Here is a 15,397-nt window from a genome sequence, read left to right as displayed (position 1 = left end):
GAGCGGGGGGCGGGAGCCGCTCCACGTCCCCGCCAGCACCAGCCAGACCAGCAGCCCGGCGAGCCCTGCCAGCGGCAGGGCAAGGTCCCGGCGCACCTCCCAGTCCCGCAGCGCGAAGAGCAGCAGCAGCGAGGGCACCAGCAGCAGGGTGGCCAGCAGGGTGAGGTCGACCGGCAAGGCCGCAAGGCCGGGCAGCGACTTCAGCGCACCGGCGAATTGCAGCAGCGCGGCGAAGAGGCCGGTGCCGGCGGCCAGTACGCCCGCGTCAATCCGCACCGGCGCCGAGCCTCCGCGGCCCGAGCGCCATCTCGTACTGCACGGGCCGCGCCCGCGCCGGGCCGCGCAGCAGCACCAGGCAGGCGGCGGCGAGCAGGCTCGCCAGCGGCGCCGCGACGGCCAGCAGCACCAGCAGCAGCGGCCGGTTGGGCAGCGAGGGCCTGATCCCGACCATTGGCGCCGAAACTATCCGCGCCGCCACCGCCTCATCCGCCCCAAGGACGAGGGCGATGCGCTGCTGCGCCGCCAGCAGCTCATAGAGCGCGCTGCGCTGGAATTGGTCCGGCTCCGTCGCCAGCCGCGCCTCGATCGCCGCCATCCGCTGCCGCGCCTGGCCGAGCAACCCGGCCCGCACCCGCGTCTCGGCCATGGCATGCAGGCGGCGGAGCATGTCGAGCGCCGCCGCCCGGTCGCGGTGCTCCAGCGTCAGCGTGACGGTGGTGGTGGCGATGCCCTGGGTCGCGGCGAAGCGCTGCGCCAGCCAGGACTCCGCATCGTCGAGATCGGCCTCGATCCGCCAGCCGAGATGGCGCCGCAGCGCCCCCATCGCCCCGGCGCCGCGGAGATCGCTGAGGTAGGCAAGCAGCCCGGTCTCCCGTGCCAGCATCGCCGCCGCCTCCGGCGCCCGCAGCGCATCCAGGTATATGCCGAAATTGCCCGAGGGCCGGTTGTCCAGCAGCCCGCCCTGCAGCAGCGGCGAGGGCGACATCAGCGTGGAGGTGGCGACGCCGCTGGTCTCGGCCGGCGCCACCATGGCTTGGGCGACGTAGTGCCGCGGCCAGGAAACGATCAGCCCGGCGCCCAGGCCGAAGACCAGCACCGCCGCCAGGGCCACCGCCCAGCGCCGCTGCCAGATCCCGCGAAGCAGTTCGTCGAGGGGCATGCCCTCCTGTACAATATGGTGTGATATCGCATCAATAAGTTATCGTTCCGGTATCGCGATAAGCGTCTCCACCCGGCGGGCCGGAGCGGCCAGCCGCGCCACCAGCACCGGCACCGGGCGGAGCACGCCATAGGCCGGGCTCTCCACCCCGTCCTCCAGGGCGAGGGCAAGCGGCGCGTCGGCGGCGAGGCGGAGCCGGGCGAGGGGCCCCCCCACACCATCCTCGGTCAGCCGCCATGCGCCGGGCGCCAGCCGCCAGCGCAGCGCCGCCTGCTGCCAGGGGCCGGACAGCCGGTCCTCCACCCGGCAGCGCCGCCCCTCCAGCCAGACCCGCCGCTCCTGCCGGTTGCCGCGATGGTCGCGGATCCAGCCGCCCTCCGGCAGCAGCCCGCAGTCCGGCCAGTGCGAATGGAGGAAGCGGGAGAGGGACGGCATCTGGTCCTGGCCGTCGAACTCCACGGTGTTGTGCCCGGCGGTCGCCCAGAGCGCGGGCTGCCAGGGGTTGTAGGCGCCCGTCCCGCCGTCGCGGAGCAGGTTGCGCGGCCCGTCCCAGAGGTCGAGATGCAGCAGGTCGGCATGGGCCGGGCGGAAGCGCAGCGGCCCCGTCCGCAGCACCGCCCGCAGCGTGCCGGAGCGCCAGCCGCGCAGCCCGGCCGCCACCCAGTCACCCGGCAGCGGAGCCATCACCGGCCCGGCGGCCACGCCGAGCCAGGCGCAGCCCGGATCCTCCCCATACCCGGCCGAGCCGCCGGCCAGCAGCCGCGCCGCCCGCTCCAGGCTCGGCCGCGCATCGGCTGGCCCGGCGAGGGAAAGGTCGGCGAAGGCCGAGCCGTCCTGGTGGCCGAGGCGCGGCGCCTCCCCCGTCTCCGCCGCCACCAGCCGGTGCAGCCAGAGCACCGGCGCCGGGTCGGGCGCGGCAAGGGGCAGGCCATGGCGCCGCCGCAGCCATTCCGTCACCGCCAGCACGTCGAGCAGCAGCCGGTGATAGCCGGTGGAAAGCTGCGCAAAGCCCCCATCGGCCCCGACCAGCCGCCGCCGCGCCGCCGCCAGCCGCCGCTCGCCCAGCGCCACCCAATCGCCCTCGCCGAGCAGCAGCCCGCAGGCCAGCAGCCCGGCCGGCTCGGAGATGGCGTGGTTGTTGTCCTGCGCCATGGCGTAGGCCGGCGTCGCCGCAATACGCCGTCCATGCAGCGCGACCAGCGCCCGCGCCCCGGCCGGCAGCATCGCCTGGTCGAGCGCCAGGGCAAGATGCAGCACCCGGAGCGCCGCCTCCTGCCCCGAGGCCCAATTCGGCCCGCGGAAAGGCGGGTTGCGCGCCGCCCAGTCCGCCAGCAGTGCCGCGGCCCGCGCGCCATGGCCGGCGCCCGGCTCGAGCCGCTGCGCCTGGGCGAGCAGCGGCAGCTCCGCCCAGCGGTTGCGCTCCCAGACCGGGCGGACATCGCCGGGACCGAACAGGTCGAGGCCGAGGGCGGGTGCGCCGGCGGCGAAATCCCCGTGCCAATCCACCCGTCCGAGCGACGCCGCCCGCGCCAGCACCGCCCGGCGATGCGCCATCGGCAGGGCCGGGGCAGGGGGCAGGCGCTCCGGCCAGAAAGGCCCGGCCGGCACCGGCCGGTCGGCCAGCGCCCGCCGCGCCAGCGCCCTGGCCGGCGGCGAGCGGTCCCAGGCCGCCAGCAGCACCGGCCGGGGGCCGAGCCGCCAGGCCGCATCGGCGATCCGGAGCCAGGTTGGAATGTATTCCATTGCGTAAACGTTTCTGATTCGATTAGTGATCGAGCACGGTATCACTTGGCAAGGCTTCCTTTTCTGACCGCGCCGTCCGGCTCCCTCCTGCTGCGTCGCCTGCTGGCCGCGATGCTCGCCTTGCCCTGGTCTGCCCTGGCGCAGACCGGCATGCCCGGCAGCGGCCTGCTGGCACCCCCCGCCCTGCCGGGAACGCTGCCTGGCGGCCTGCCGCTGCCGAGCCTGCCGCCCGGGGCGCAGCAGGACATCCTCCAGCGCATTCCTCGATGGCGGGGCGCAGCGCCCGCCGGGCCAGCCGGCGCTGCCGCTCGCCCCACCCCTGCCGGCAACGCCCGTGCCCCTTCCTCCTGCAGCGCTGCCGGAGGAGCCGCTCTCGCCGGCCGAGAGCTTCTTCGCCGCCCGCAACGCGCAGGGCGAGGCGGCACCCGGCGGCTCCGCCCCCCCGCCGCTGCGCCTCTTCGGCATCGAGAGCCTGCGGACGGCGCCCGGTGCCCCGGCCCCCGTCCCCGGCTTCGGCACCCTGCCCGACGAATACCTGATCGGCCGCGACGACGAGGTGGTGCTCGCCTTCCGTGGCCGCTCGCGCCAGACCCTCAGCCTGCGCGTCGGGCGGGACGGCATGCTGCTGCTGCCCGACCTCGCCCCCATCCCCGCCGCCGGCCGCACGCTGCGCGACCTCCGCGCCGACCTTTCCAGCCGGGCGGCGCGGGAGTTGGGCGGGTCGGAGGTCTTCCTTTCCATCGGCCAGATCCGCCAGGCCAACCTCTTCGTCGGCGGCGAGGTGCTGCGCCCCGGCCTGCAGCAGCTGACGGCCATGGCGAGCGTGCTGGACGCGCTGATGGCCGCGGGCGGCATCCGCCGCACCGGCAGCCTCCGCGCCATCCGCGTCGAGGGCCCCGCCGGCCGCCGCACCATCGACCTCTACCCGGTCCTCGCGGGCGAGGGGGAGGCGCCCGACCTCCGCCTGCATGAGGGCGAGCGCATCCTGGTCCCGCCCCTCGGCGGCGTCGTCGCCATCGGCGGCGAGGTGATGCGCCCCGGCCTCTATGAACTGCCCGCCGGCGCCAGCCAGGCTCCTCTCGCCGCCATGCTGCGCCTCGCCGGCGATGCGATGCGCCCGACGGGTCACCGCTTCCTGCTCCAGACCACCGATGCCAATGGCAGGCGGAGCTGGCGCGAGATCGGCCCGCGCGACGCGCTCCGCCGTGGCGACGCGCTGCTGGTCCAGCCCGGCTCCGACGTGCTGGCGCAGCAGATCCGCCTCTCCGGCCATGTCGGCGCCCCGCTGGTTCGTGCGGCGACCGGCCGCGGCCAAACGCTGCGCGGCCTGCTCGCCGACCCGCGGTTGGTGCGGCCCGACCCCTATCCGCGGCTCGGGATGGTCTGGCGCACCGATGCGCGGACGCGGGCGCGGCGCTTCATCCCCTTCGACCTCGGCCGGGTGCTAGAGGGACGAGCCGACCTGCCGCTCGCCGAGGGCGACGAGGTGATCCTGCTCGGCCTGCCGGACGTGCTCTTCCTCGCCGGGCCGAGCGTGCAGCAGGCCCTGCGCGGCGACCCGCCCGCCCCCAGCACCCCGCCGCCGACCCCGCTGCCCACCGCCGCCGGCATGCCGGGCGCCGCCCTCTCGGCGGCCACGCCCGCCGCACCGCCGCCGGCCCCGCCGGCCCCCGCCGCCCCCGACTGCCAGGCCCTGGTGCTGCTGACCGTCGCCGCCCAGGCCTCGCCGCAGCGCTTCGCCCATGCCCGCAGCGCCGGCTTCCCCGATTTTGGCCGCGGCCCCTGCCCGCAGGTCTTCCTCGACTACCCGACCCTGCTGCCGGTGCTGATGGACCAGACCGTGCTGCTCACCGGCGAGGTGCGGCTGCCCGGCCTCTACCCCATCCTCAACGATACCGGGCTCGATGCCGTCCTCGCCGCCGCCGGCGGGGCGAGCGACACCGCCGACCTTTCCGCCGTCGAGCTTGCCCGCGAGCCGGCGGAGCAGAGCGCCACCCTGCCGCTCGCCCGCACCCTGCTTGACCTGCGCTCGCGCAACTTCGCCGCCGTCCGACTCTCGCCGCGCGACGCACTGCGGCTGCCGCGCGGCTTCGGCGACCGCGACATCGGCCCGGTGACGCTTTCGGGCGAGTTCGTCCGCCCCGGCATCTACGACATCCGCCGCGGCGAGCGTCTTTCCGAGGTCATCGCCCGCGCCGGCGGGCTGACGCCCCAGGCCTATCCCTATGGCGCCGTCTTCACCCGCGAGAGCGTGCGCCAGCGCCAGCAGGACGGCTTCACCCGCAGCGCGCGGGAGCTGGAGCAGGGGCTGATGCAGGTCGCCGCCGGCCAGGCGGTGGCGGGGATGCGCGGCTCGGCCGATCTCGGTGGCGCCATCATGGCGGGGCGGGAACTCGCCAATTCCCTCCGCCAGGCCCGTGCCGCCGGGCGGATGGTGGTGGAGGCCAATCCGGTGATCCTCGCCGGCCGCCCCGACCTCGACGTGCTGATGGAGCCCGGCGACCTCATCGCCATCCCCAAGCGGCCGAACGAGGTGACGGTCGTCGGCTCCGTCCTCAACCCGGGCAGCCTGCAATTCGCCACCGGCTGGCGGGCCGGGGACTATGTCCGCGCGGCGGGCGGCCAGCAGCGCTTCGCCGATGGCAGCCGTGCCTTCATCGTCCTGCCGAACGGCCAGAGCAGCCCGGCCGGCCTCGGCGCCTGGCAGATGGGCGGGCCGCCGATCCCGCCCGGCAGCACCGTCGTCGTGCCGCAGGACCCCTCGCCTTATGAAAGCTGGGGGATGCTGCGCGACGTGACGCAGGTGCTGTCGCAGATCGCCCTGTCGAGCGCGGCTCTGGCGGTGATCGTGCGAACAGGTGCGCGGTAGGCGGTGACGCGTGCGGCCCCGCCCCCGCCACAAACCTGACTCAAGGGTTCCAAGGGTCCTTCGGCCCTTGGCGGGAGGGTCCAGGGAGGGCAGAGCCCTCCTTGGCCTCGCCTTCGCCCTCGCCGCTTTCGGGGCGCGAGCGCAGGACGTTCCCGCGACCGCCTCCGACTTCGGCGGCGTCGGCCTGATCGAGATGCGCAATGCCCGCTTCCGCCCGGACGGCATGCTGGAGGCCGGCACCGCCATTCGCCACCAGCGGCAATTCTGGTTCCTTTCCTTCCAGGCCCTGCCGTTCCTTGAGACCACCTTCCGCCTCACCGACCGGCTGGATGCGACGGCCGGCCGCGGCACCACCACCGACCGCGCCTTCGACTTCAAGGCGCGGCTGTGGGAGGAAGGAGAATGGCGCCCGGCGCTGGCGGTGGGCGCGCAGGACTTCATCGGCACCGGCCTTTATTCGGGCGAGTATCTGGTCGCGTCCAAGCGGCTATGGGACTTCGACCTGACGCTCGGCATGGGCTGGGGCCGGCTCGGCACCGGCGCCGATCTCGGCAACCCCTATGGCATGGCCTATTCCCGATACAACACCCGGCCGCGCCATGTCGGCACCGGCGGCATGCCGGCCTTCAACAGCCTGTTCCGCGGGCGGGACGCAGCCATCTTCGGCGGCGTCGAATGGTCGGTGCCCTGGGTGGAAGGGCTCCGCGCCAAGCTCGAATGGTCGGGCGACGCGCTGCGCGACGAGCGCGGCGGCTACCCCGCGCGCACCACCAACCTTCGCGGCGAGGCGCGCTCGCGGATCAATGCCGGCCTCACCTGGCAAAATGACTGGCTCGATGCCGGGGTGCACTTCGTCCACGGGACCGATGTGCTGTTCCGCCTCTCCCTTCGCCTCGATCCGGCACGCCCGCCGAGCCTGCCGCCCCCGCCCCCGCCGCCCCCGCCCCCGCCGCCCCTGCCGCCGCGCCCCGAAGCGCCCGGCGATGCCGAGGCGGCTCTGCGCCAGGCCGGCTTCCGCCCCATCGCCATCATCCAGCAGGGGGAGGAGGTGCGGATCGCCGTCGCCGGTGGCCGCTACCGTACCCTCGCCCGCACCGCCGGCCGGGTCGCCCGCGCCGTGCAGGGCAGCCTGCCGCCGGAGGTGGAGCGGATCGCCGTCGAATGGCACCGCGCTGGCCTGCCCGTCGCCCGGCTGGTGCTGTTGCGCGAGGCGCTGGAAGGCGCCGCGACCGGAGCCGGCAGCGCCGAGGAGGTGCTGGCCAGCGCCAGCCTCACCCCCGCCGAACCGCTGCCGGGCTTCGCCCCCGACCTCACCTGGGCGCTGGAGCCTCGCCTCGCCCTGCAACTCGGTGACCCGAGGACCGGCTTCCGTTGGCAGGCAGCCGGGGCAGCCGGGGTACGGCTCGGGCTCGGGGCAGGTTTCGCCGTGGCGGGCAGCCTGGCGCAGGCGGTGGCCGGCAATCTCGACAAGGGCCTGCCTTCGGACAGCCGGCTCCCGCATGTCCGCAGCGACATCGCCCGCTATGCGCGTCAGGGCCGGACGGCGATCCCGACCCTTTATGCCGAGCGGCTCTGGAGCCCGGCGCCCGATTGGTTCGCGCGCGTCTCGGCCGGGTTGCTGGAGCCGATGTTTGCCGGCGCCTCGGGCGAGCTGCTGTGGCGGCCGCAGGCGCGCGGCTTCGCCCTCGGCCTCGACCTCGCCTGGGTGGCGCAGCGGGACTACCGGCAGCGCTTCGGCGCCCTCGGCTATTCCGTGGCAACCGGCCATCTCTCGCTCTATGCGGACCTGCCGGTCTGGAACCTCGGCGCCGTGGTGCGGGCCGGGCGGTATCTCGCCGGTGATTGGGGCGCGACGCTGGAGATGAGCCGCCGCTTCGACAGCGGCATCGAGGTCGGCGCCTTCGCCACCCGCACCGATGTCTCCGCCCGCCGCTTCGGCGAGGGCAGCTTCGACAAGGGCAGCTTCGTCCGCATCCCCCTGCAATTGCTGGGGCCGGAGACGCCGGTGGTGGCCAATGCGGTGATCCGCCCCGTGGTGCGGGACGGCGGCCAGCGCCTCGCGGTCGACAACCCGCTCTGGGAGGTGACGCGCGAGGGCCGGGCGGAGGCGCTGGGGCGGGACTATCTCGGCTTGCTGCGATAGCCCCGCCCGGTCAGGTCAGGTCAGCCCATCGCCTTGGTCAGCTTGGCGGCGATCTCGAACATTTCCTCCGGCGCGTAGTCCGGGGTGAAGGCCGAGGGGATGCCCTCGAGCTGGTGGATCTTGCCGCCTTCCGGCATGCCCTTCACCACTTCCAGCTCGCCTGGCGGGTCGCCCGGCAGGGCCTGCTCGCCCTGGCCCCAGATGCCGGCGATCTCGGCATAGTCGTTCGGGCTCCAGGTGTAGAGCCGGCGATGCGAACCTTCCTGGAGGTACTTCTGGCACTCCGGGATGTTGCCGAGCGGGATGTTCGGCGTCGGCAGCATCTTCTCGATCTCGACGCCGGTGAGGTTCTTCAGCGCCAGCGCATAGGAATGCGCATGCACCGAGCCGCGCACTAGCAAGTAGCCGCAGACCTCGCGCCCGGTCGGGTCGGAAAGGGTCTCGTAGACCCGCAGCTTGTGCAGCCGCGCGCCGCATTCGAGGTGGAAGTTGTGCAGCAGGTCGAACACCACATTGCCCGTGGTGGTCACCATGTCGGCGTTCCACGACATGGAGTTGCTGTTCACCGGCGTAGCCCCGCCGCCATGGGAGGCGAAGCTGGCGAAGGAGCGGATGTCCTTCATCGCCTCGAAGGGCGTCTTCGAGATGTCGCCGCCATTGGCGCCGTCCGCGCCCTTGTCTGGGCCGTTGGCCAGCATGGCGACGCCGTTGCTGACCAGCTCGACATGGCCGAGTTCCTCGGCCGTGATGCTGGCAACCAAGCCGTAGAAGGGACGCAGCTTGCTCTTGCTCTTGAAGTTGAAGCTCTGGAACATGTAGTTCCCGAGCGTCGACATCTCGCCATATTTGCCGCCGAGCAGTTCCTGCAGGGCCGCGGCGGCGTTCGGGTCTTGCCGCTTCGGCGGAGGGAGTTCCGCCTGCAGCTTGTCGACGCGCATGAACATGGGCTGTACCCTTCCGGACAACTGGATACCGGATTAACCAGCCAGCGCCGCCGGGGTTTTCGTCGCGGGTGCGGATTGGACTGCTGCGCTTGCGATCCGCCGCCGCATCGGCCACACCCGCGGCCGCATGACCCTCGGCGCCCTTTCGCAACATCTCCTCTTCGCTCTCGCCCTCGCGCTGCTTTCGGCAGCCGCCGTCCGGGCAATGATCCGCTGGCCCATCCTCGACATCCCGAACGGCCGCAGCGCGCATAGCGTGGCGACGCCGCGGGGCGGCGGGGTCGGCGTGGTCGCGGCCTTCATCGTCGGGATGCTGGTGCTCTACCGCGTCGCGGACTTCGCCCGGCTGGAGGAGCGGCAGTTCCTCGGCGTCATCCTGGCCGCGCTCGCCATCGCCGGCGTCGCGCTGCTGGACGACATGCGGAACCTTTCCGCACGGCTGCGGCTGCTGGCGCAGCTGGCCGCGGCGCTGGTGGCGGTCGGCACCGGGCTCTCGCTCTCCCGCCTCGCCCTACCCTATGTCGGCGTGACGGAATTGGGCTGGATCGGCCCGGCGCTCACCGTCTTCTGGGTCCTCGGCTGCACCAATGCGGTGAATTTCATGGACGGGTTGGACGGGCTGGTCGGCGGCACGCTGCTGATCGCCTGCGCGGCGCTGGCCGCCATCGCCGGCGCCGAGGGCGGGCGCTTCGTCTACCTTTCCGCGCTGATGCTGGCGGCGGGCTTCGCCGGCTTCCTGCCCTTCAACCTTTCGCCCGCCCGCATCTTCATGGGCGACGTGGGCAGCCAGTTCGCCGGCTTCATGCTGGCGGTGCTCGCCGTCGCCGCCGCGCGCTTCGATGCCAGCCAGATCAGCTTCCTGATCGTGCCGCTGCTGCTCTTCAGCCTGCTTTTCGACGCCGCCTTCACCCTGCTGCGGCGTGGCTGGATGGGCGACAGGGTGGGCGCGCCGCACCGCACCCATCTCTACCAGATGGCGCAGCGCAGCGGCATGCCGGCCCTGGCGGTCGCGGCCACGCATTGGGGCTTCGCCCTGTTCCAGGCGGCGCTCGCCGTGCTCTTCTTGCAACTGCGCCCGGGGCTGAAGCCGCTGGTCGTGCTGCCCGCGCTCGCCCTGCAGCTGCTCTGGCTCGCCTATGTGGCGATGCGCGTGCGCCGCGCCGGCCTTAGCTGGCGGGGCTGAGGAACTCCATCACCAGCATCGGCATGGCCGGGCCGATCCACTGCTCGGCCCGCACCACCGCACCGCCCGCCGCCTCCACCCAGAACAGGTTGGTGAAGCCGAAGCGCCCGCGGCTGCGGCAGCTCTCCCGCACCAGCAGGATCTCGGCATCCTCGGTCGCCTCCGCCCGCAGCCGGCAATCGAGGGCGAGGCCGAAGCGCATCCCCTCCGGCCCGCCATCCGGGTCCTGCAGATCGACCAGGCGGCGGGCGGCGGCGGGATGGCCCAGCAGCTCGGACGGGTTGGCGAGCGGGTCCGGCCCGTCGAAATGCGTCGCCGCGACATATTGCCGGAAGCCGGCCGTCGCTGTGACGCGGCCTCCCTCGGTCGAGACCACCTGACCAGCCGCGGTGCGCCAGATCCGCCGCTCGCCGATCTCCTGGAGCAACACGGCCGCGGCGGGCCGGCCCCGGATCCAGAGGCGGAGCGCCGGCCCGCCCGGCTCCGGCAAGTCCTCCAGGGGGGTGGCGACGCGCTCCACTGCCTCGGTCCAGGCCGTCTCCGCATAGCGGGCGATCAGCGTATCGCCGCAGGCGGCGAGCAGCAGGGGCAGCAGCAGGGGCCAGGCGCGCATGCCCCGAGTTTAGGCTCGATATCGAAATAAAAGAAGTGGAAAGGCGGCGGCGCCTATTCCGCCGCTCCCCGATGCGCCCGCCGGTAGGGATGCGCCGAATAGGTGCCGAGCAGCTTCAGCTCCCGCGAGAAGAAGGCCAGCTCCTCCAGCGCCCGCCGCACCGGCGCTTCCTCCGGATGGCCATCGACATCGGCGAGGAACTGCGTCGCGGTGAACTCGCCATCGAGCATGTAGCTCTCCAGCTTCGTCATGTTGACGCCGTTGGTGGCGAAGCCGCCGAGCGCCTTGTAGAGCGCCGCCGGGATGTTCCGCACGCGGAAGACGAAGGTGGTGACGCAATCCGGCGTCCCCGCCGCCGGCAGCGCGGGGGAGGGGGCGCAGACATAGAAGCGCGTGGTGTTGTGCGCCGCATCCTCCACGTTGCGCCGGAGGATGGCGAGCCCATAGGTCTCGGCGGCCAGCGCGCTGGCGATCGCCGCATCCTCGACGCCGCCCCGCTCGGCGATGATCTGCGCCGCGCCGGCCGTGTCCGCCTCGATCACCGGCGTCAGCGACAGCTCCTTCAGGATGCTCCGCACCTGGCCGAGCGCGACGGGGTGGCTGTGCGCCCGCTTCAGCGTGGCGAGCGTCGCCCCATGCGGCGCCAGCAGGCAGTGCTCCACCCGCTCGAAATGCTCGCCCACCACGGCGAGGCCGCTCTCCGGCAGCAGCCGGTGGATGTCCGGCACCCGCCCGGCCAGCGAGTTCTCGCAGGGCAGCATGGCGAGCCCCGCCTGGCCGCCGCGCACCGCATCCATCGCCGCCTCGAAGCTCGGGCAGGGCAGGGTAGCCCAGCCGGGATAGGCGGCGCGGCAGGCGAGGTCGGAATAGGCGCCGGGCAGGCCCTGGAAGGCGATCACGTCGGTCATGCGGGTGCCGTTGCAAGAGGGGTCCGCGGCTTCTAATCGAGGGGGTGAGAGGGCGCAAACCGGGGGAGGAGGGGCATGGAGGCATTCATCGCGGCAGCCGAGGCGGCGGCCGAGGCCGCGGGCGCCGCCATCCGCCCGCTCTTCCGCTCGCCGTTGCTGGTGGAAGCAAAGGGCGATGCCAGCCCCGTCACCGAGGCCGACCGCGGCGCCGAGCGGGCGATGCGCGAGGTGCTCTCCGCCCGCTTCCCCGACCACGGCATCTGGGGCGAGGAATACGGCCCCGACCGCACCGAGGCCGAATATCTTTGGGTGCTGGACCCGATCGACGGCACCCGCGCCTTCGTCACCGGCCGCCCGCTCTTCGGCACGCTGATCGGCCTGCTGCATCGCGGCGTGCCGGTGCTCGGCCTGATCGACCAGCCGGGGATTGGCGAGCGCTGGATCGGCGCGAAGGGCCAGCCGACGCGCTTCCGCTCCCCTCTCGGCGGCGCGGCCGGCTGCCGCCCCTGCGCCCGCCTCGCCGAGGCCGAGCTCTCCTGCACCAGCCCCGACATGTTCGCCCCCGCCGACGGCCCGGGCTTCGCGCGCCTCCGCGCCGCCGCCCGCCGCGTCACCTGGGGCGGCGACTGCTACAGCTACGGCCTGCTCGCCCTCGGCCTGGTCGATGTCATCGCCGAAAGCACCATGAAGCCCTGGGACTGGGCCGCCCTCGTCCCGGTGGTGGAGGGCGCCGGCGGCCGCGTCACCGGCTGGCGCGGCGAGGCGCTGACCCTCGAGAGTGACGGCCGGGTCCTCGCGGTCGGCGACCCGGCCCTGCTGCCGGAGGCCGTCGCCCTGCTTGGCGGGTGACGGTTGCCGCCGGCGAGGCGAACCCCCATCCTCCCGCCATGGACCGCCGCACCCTCCTCGCCTCCGGCCTCGCTATCCCCTTCCTCCGGCCCGCCGCCGCGGCGGCCCAGCAGGGGCCGACCCGCAGCCACGCCCTCTCCCTGCTCGGCGACCCGGCCCTGCCCGCTGGCTTCCCGCATTGGCCCTGGGTCAACCCGGACGCGCCGAAGGGCGGCGAAATCGCGCTGACCGCGCTCGGCAGCTTCGACAGCTTCAACCAGTACATCCTGCGCGGCACGGCGGCGGTCGGCCTCGGCAACCTCTACGACACGCTGCTGAAGGAGAGCGCCGACGAGGCGAGCACGGAATACTGCCACCTCGCCGCCGCCATCGAGCAGCCGGCCGACCGCATGGGCGTCACCTTCGAGCTGCACCCCGCGGCGCGCTGGCATGACGGCAAGCCCGTCACCGCCGAGGACGTGGTCTGGACCTTCAACACCCTCCGCCAGAGCGGCCGGCCCTTCTACCGCGCCTATTGGGCGGACGTGGCGGAGGTGGTGGCCGAAAGCCCCCGCCGCGTCACCTTCCGCTTCAGGACGAACGAGAACCGCGAGCTGGCGCTGATCCTCGGCCAGATGCCGGTGCTGCCGAAGCATTGGTGGGAGAGCCGCGACTTCGCCCGTCCGCTGCTCGAGGCGCCGCTCGGCTCCGGCCCCTACCGGCTGGAGCGCTTCGAGAGCGGCCGCAGCCTGGTCTACCGCCGCGTCGCCGATTATTGGGCGAAAGACCTGCCGACGGCGCGCGGCACGGCGAATTACGACGTGATGCGCTACGAGTATTTCCGCGACAGCACCGTGGCGCTGGAGGCCTTCAAGGCCGGGCAGATCGACTTCCGCACCGAGAACATCGCCAAGGACTGGGCGACCGCCTACGACTTCCCCGCCATGCAGCGCGGCCTCGTCAAGCGCGACGAGATCCGCCACGAGCTGCCGACCGGCATGCAGGCCTTCGCCATGAACCTGCGCCGCCCGCTCTTCCAGGATGCCCGCGTCCGCCGCGCCCTCATCGAGGTCTTCGACTTCGAGTGGATGAACGCCAACCTCTTCTACGGCAGCTACACGCGGACGACCTCCTACTTCTCCAACTCCGAACTCGCCTCCTCGGGCATCCCCGAGGGGCGGGAGCTGGAGATCCTCCAGGCCTACAAGGGCCGCGTCCCCGACCGCCTCTTCACCGAGCCCTACAGGCTCCCCGTCACCGACGGCTCCGGCAACAACCGCGAGGGGTTGCGCCGCGCCCTCGACCTGCTGCGCGGGGCCGGCTGGACGGTGCGCGACCGCAAGCTGGTCAATGCCGAGGGCCAGCCCTTCGCCTTCGAGATCCTGCTGAACGGCCCGAGCTTCGAGCGCATCGCGCTGCCCTATGTGCAGACCCTCCAGCGCCTCGGGATGGAGCCGCGCATCCGCACCATCGACCCGGCGCAGTACCAGGTGCGGATCGACGCCTTCGACTACGACATGACCGTGGACGGCCAGGGCCAGTCCCTCTCCCCCGGCAACGAGCAGCGCGACTTCTGGACGGGCGCCAAGGCGGGGGAGAATGGCAGCCAGAACGTCGCCGGCATCGCCAACCCGGTGGTGGACGAGCTGGTGGAGCTGGTCATCGCCGCGCCGGACCGCGCCGAGCTGGTGGCCCGCACCCGGGCGCTGGACCGCGTGCTGCTCTGGAACGACTACATGATCCCGCAATGGCACAGCCGGACCTTCCGCGTGGCCTATTGGGACAAGTTCGGCCGCCCGCCGCGCAACCCGAAATACGCGCTAGCCATCGACAGCTGGTGGGTCGAGCGCAACCGCGAGGGCGCCGTCGAGCAGGGCAAGCGCGAGGCGAAGCCGCAATAGCATGGGCGCCTATCTCCTCCGCCGCCTGCTGCTGGTGGTGCCGACGCTGCTCGGCATCATCCTGATCAATTTCGCCGTGGTGCAATTCGCCCCCGGCGGCCCGGTGGACCAGATGCTGGCGGAGCTGAAGGGGCAGGGCGGCAGCAGCCTCGGCCGCCTCTCCGGCGAGGGCCAGGGCGAGACGACGCGCCCGCCGGCCAATCAGGGCGGCGGCAACGAGAGCAGCCGCTACCGCGGCGCCCGCGGCCTCGACCCGGCGGTGGTGCAGGAGATCGAGCGCGCCTTCGGCTTCGACAAGCCCTGGCCGCAGCGGCTCGGCGAGATGCTGGCCGGCTATGCCCGCTTCGACCTCGGCCGCAGCCTGTTCCAGGACCGGCCGGTCTCGCAGCTGATCCTGGAGAAGCTGCCCGTCTCCATCTCGCTCGGCCTGTGGTCCACGCTGATCATCTACCTGGTCTCGATCCCTCTCGGCATCCGCAAGGCGGTGCGCGACGGCACCCGCTTCGACCTCGCCAGCAGTGCCGTGGTGCTGGTGGGCTATGCGATCCCGAGCTTCCTCTTCGCCATCCTGCTGGTGGTGCTCTTCGCGGGGGGAAGCTTCGTGCAGTGGTTCCCGCTGCGCGGCCTGCTCTCCTCCGGGCTGCAGGACGCGCCCTTCCTGACGCGCGCGGCGGACTACGCCTGGCACATGGTGCTGCCGACCGTCGCCCTCGTCATCGGCGGCTTCGCCGGGCTCACCATGCTGACGAAGAACTCCTTCATGGAGGAGATCGGCAAGCAATACGTCGTCACGGCCCGCGCCAAGGGGGCAGGGGAGGGGCGCGTGCTCTACGGCCATGTCTTCCGCAACGCGATGCTGCTGATCATCGCCGGCTTCCCTGCGGCCTTCATCGGCATCCTCTTCACCGGGGCGCTGCTGGTGGAGATCATCTTCTCGCTGGACGGGCTCGGCCTGCTCGGCTTCGAGGCGGCGATCCGGCGCGACTACCCGATCATGTTCGGCACGCTCTACATCTTCACCCTGCTCGGCCTGGTGATGCAGATCATCGGCGACTTCGCCTACACCCTGGTCGATCCGCGCATCGACTTCTCCGCGCGGCGGTAGG

11 protein-coding genes and 1 pseudogene are annotated in these 15,397 nt (G+C 72.9%); 6 read left to right on the top strand and 6 right to left on the bottom strand.

The annotated features are described in order from the left end of the window. The 3 genes and pseudogenes from LH62_RS31840 to LH62_RS32500 form a co-directional block, all read right to left on the bottom strand. Positions 1–276, bottom strand: a pseudogene (locus LH62_RS31840) (O-antigen ligase domain-containing protein); the annotation flags it as partial. Beyond that, the gene (locus LH62_RS04735; RefSeq protein ID WP_043359605.1) at positions 266–1,159 is read right to left on the bottom strand and encodes a Wzz/FepE/Etk N-terminal domain-containing protein; all 894 of its coding nucleotides are present in this window, start codon (positions 1,157–1,159) and stop codon (positions 266–268) included. The pseudogene LH62_RS31840 and the gene LH62_RS04735, both read right to left, overlap by 11 nt. Before the next feature lie 39 nt (positions 1,160–1,198). Continuing rightward, the gene (locus LH62_RS32500) at positions 1,199–2,902 is read right to left on the bottom strand and encodes a heparinase II/III-family protein (RefSeq protein ID WP_043359602.1); all 1,704 of its coding nucleotides are present in this window, start codon (positions 2,900–2,902) and stop codon (positions 1,199–1,201) included. A 334-nt stretch (positions 2,903–3,236) separates the two neighbouring features. Here LH62_RS32500 and LH62_RS04725 point away from each other — a divergent pair, with 334 nt between their 5' ends. After that, on the top strand, positions 3,237–5,771 hold the full coding sequence (locus tag LH62_RS04725; protein WP_236552472.1) for an SLBB domain-containing protein: 2,535 nt from the start codon (positions 3,237–3,239) through the stop codon (positions 5,769–5,771). A 67-nt stretch (positions 5,772–5,838) separates the two neighbouring features. Beyond that, positions 5,839–7,914 (top strand): YjbH domain-containing protein, encoded by a 2,076-nt coding sequence (locus tag LH62_RS04720; RefSeq protein ID WP_236552471.1) that lies wholly within the window; start codon positions 5,839–5,841, stop codon positions 7,912–7,914. 20 nt (positions 7,915–7,934) lie between these two features. Here LH62_RS04720 and LH62_RS04715 read toward each other — a convergent pair whose 3' ends face one another. Next, positions 7,935–8,858 carry a manganese catalase family protein gene (locus LH62_RS04715; RefSeq protein WP_043359599.1) on the bottom strand — a complete coding sequence of 308 codons (924 nt, stop codon included), beginning with the start codon at positions 8,856–8,858 and terminating at the stop codon, positions 7,935–7,937. A 127-nt stretch (positions 8,859–8,985) separates the two neighbouring features. Between LH62_RS04715 and LH62_RS04710 the strand changes: the two genes are divergently transcribed. Continuing rightward, the gene (locus tag LH62_RS04710) at positions 8,986–10,041 is read left to right on the top strand and encodes a glycosyltransferase family 4 protein (protein WP_052213710.1); all 1,056 of its coding nucleotides are present in this window, start codon (positions 8,986–8,988) and stop codon (positions 10,039–10,041) included. On the opposite strand, the gene LH62_RS04705 is transcribed toward LH62_RS04710, so the two are convergent. Beyond that, the gene (locus LH62_RS04705; RefSeq protein ID WP_043359597.1) at positions 10,025–10,654 is read right to left on the bottom strand and encodes a YjbF family lipoprotein; all 630 of its coding nucleotides are present in this window, start codon (positions 10,652–10,654) and stop codon (positions 10,025–10,027) included. The two genes, LH62_RS04710 and LH62_RS04705, sit on opposite strands and share 17 nt — an antisense overlap. 53 nt (positions 10,655–10,707) lie before the next feature. Beyond that, on the bottom strand, positions 10,708–11,562 hold the full coding sequence (locus LH62_RS04700; RefSeq protein ID WP_043359596.1) for a prephenate dehydratase: 855 nt from the start codon (positions 11,560–11,562) through the stop codon (positions 10,708–10,710). A 75-nt stretch (positions 11,563–11,637) separates the two neighbouring features. Between LH62_RS04700 and LH62_RS04695 the strand changes: the two genes are divergently transcribed. From LH62_RS04695 to LH62_RS04685, 3 genes are read left to right on the top strand one after another with little or no spacing between them, the layout of a single operon-like run. Next, on the top strand, positions 11,638–12,411 hold the full coding sequence (locus tag LH62_RS04695; RefSeq protein ID WP_043359594.1) for an inositol monophosphatase family protein: 774 nt from the start codon (positions 11,638–11,640) through the stop codon (positions 12,409–12,411). A gap of 38 nt (positions 12,412–12,449) precedes the next feature. Continuing rightward, on the top strand, positions 12,450–14,291 hold the full coding sequence (locus LH62_RS04690; RefSeq protein ID WP_043365182.1) for an extracellular solute-binding protein: 1,842 nt from the start codon (positions 12,450–12,452) through the stop codon (positions 14,289–14,291). A gap of 1 nt (position 14,292) precedes the next feature. Then, positions 14,293–15,396: a microcin C ABC transporter permease YejB gene (locus LH62_RS04685; RefSeq protein WP_043359593.1), complete on the top strand. Its 1,104-nt coding sequence runs from the start codon at positions 14,293–14,295 to the stop codon at positions 15,394–15,396. The last annotated feature ends 1 nt before the right edge of the window (position 15,397 follow it).

Origin of the sequence: Belnapia sp. F-4-1, assembly GCF_000802185.1 — a bacterium.
Classification (GTDB): Bacteria; Pseudomonadota; Alphaproteobacteria; order Acetobacterales; family Acetobacteraceae; genus Belnapia.
The sequence above is the reverse complement of the archived record's forward strand: the minus strand, read 5'-3'. Positions and strand labels throughout refer to the sequence as shown.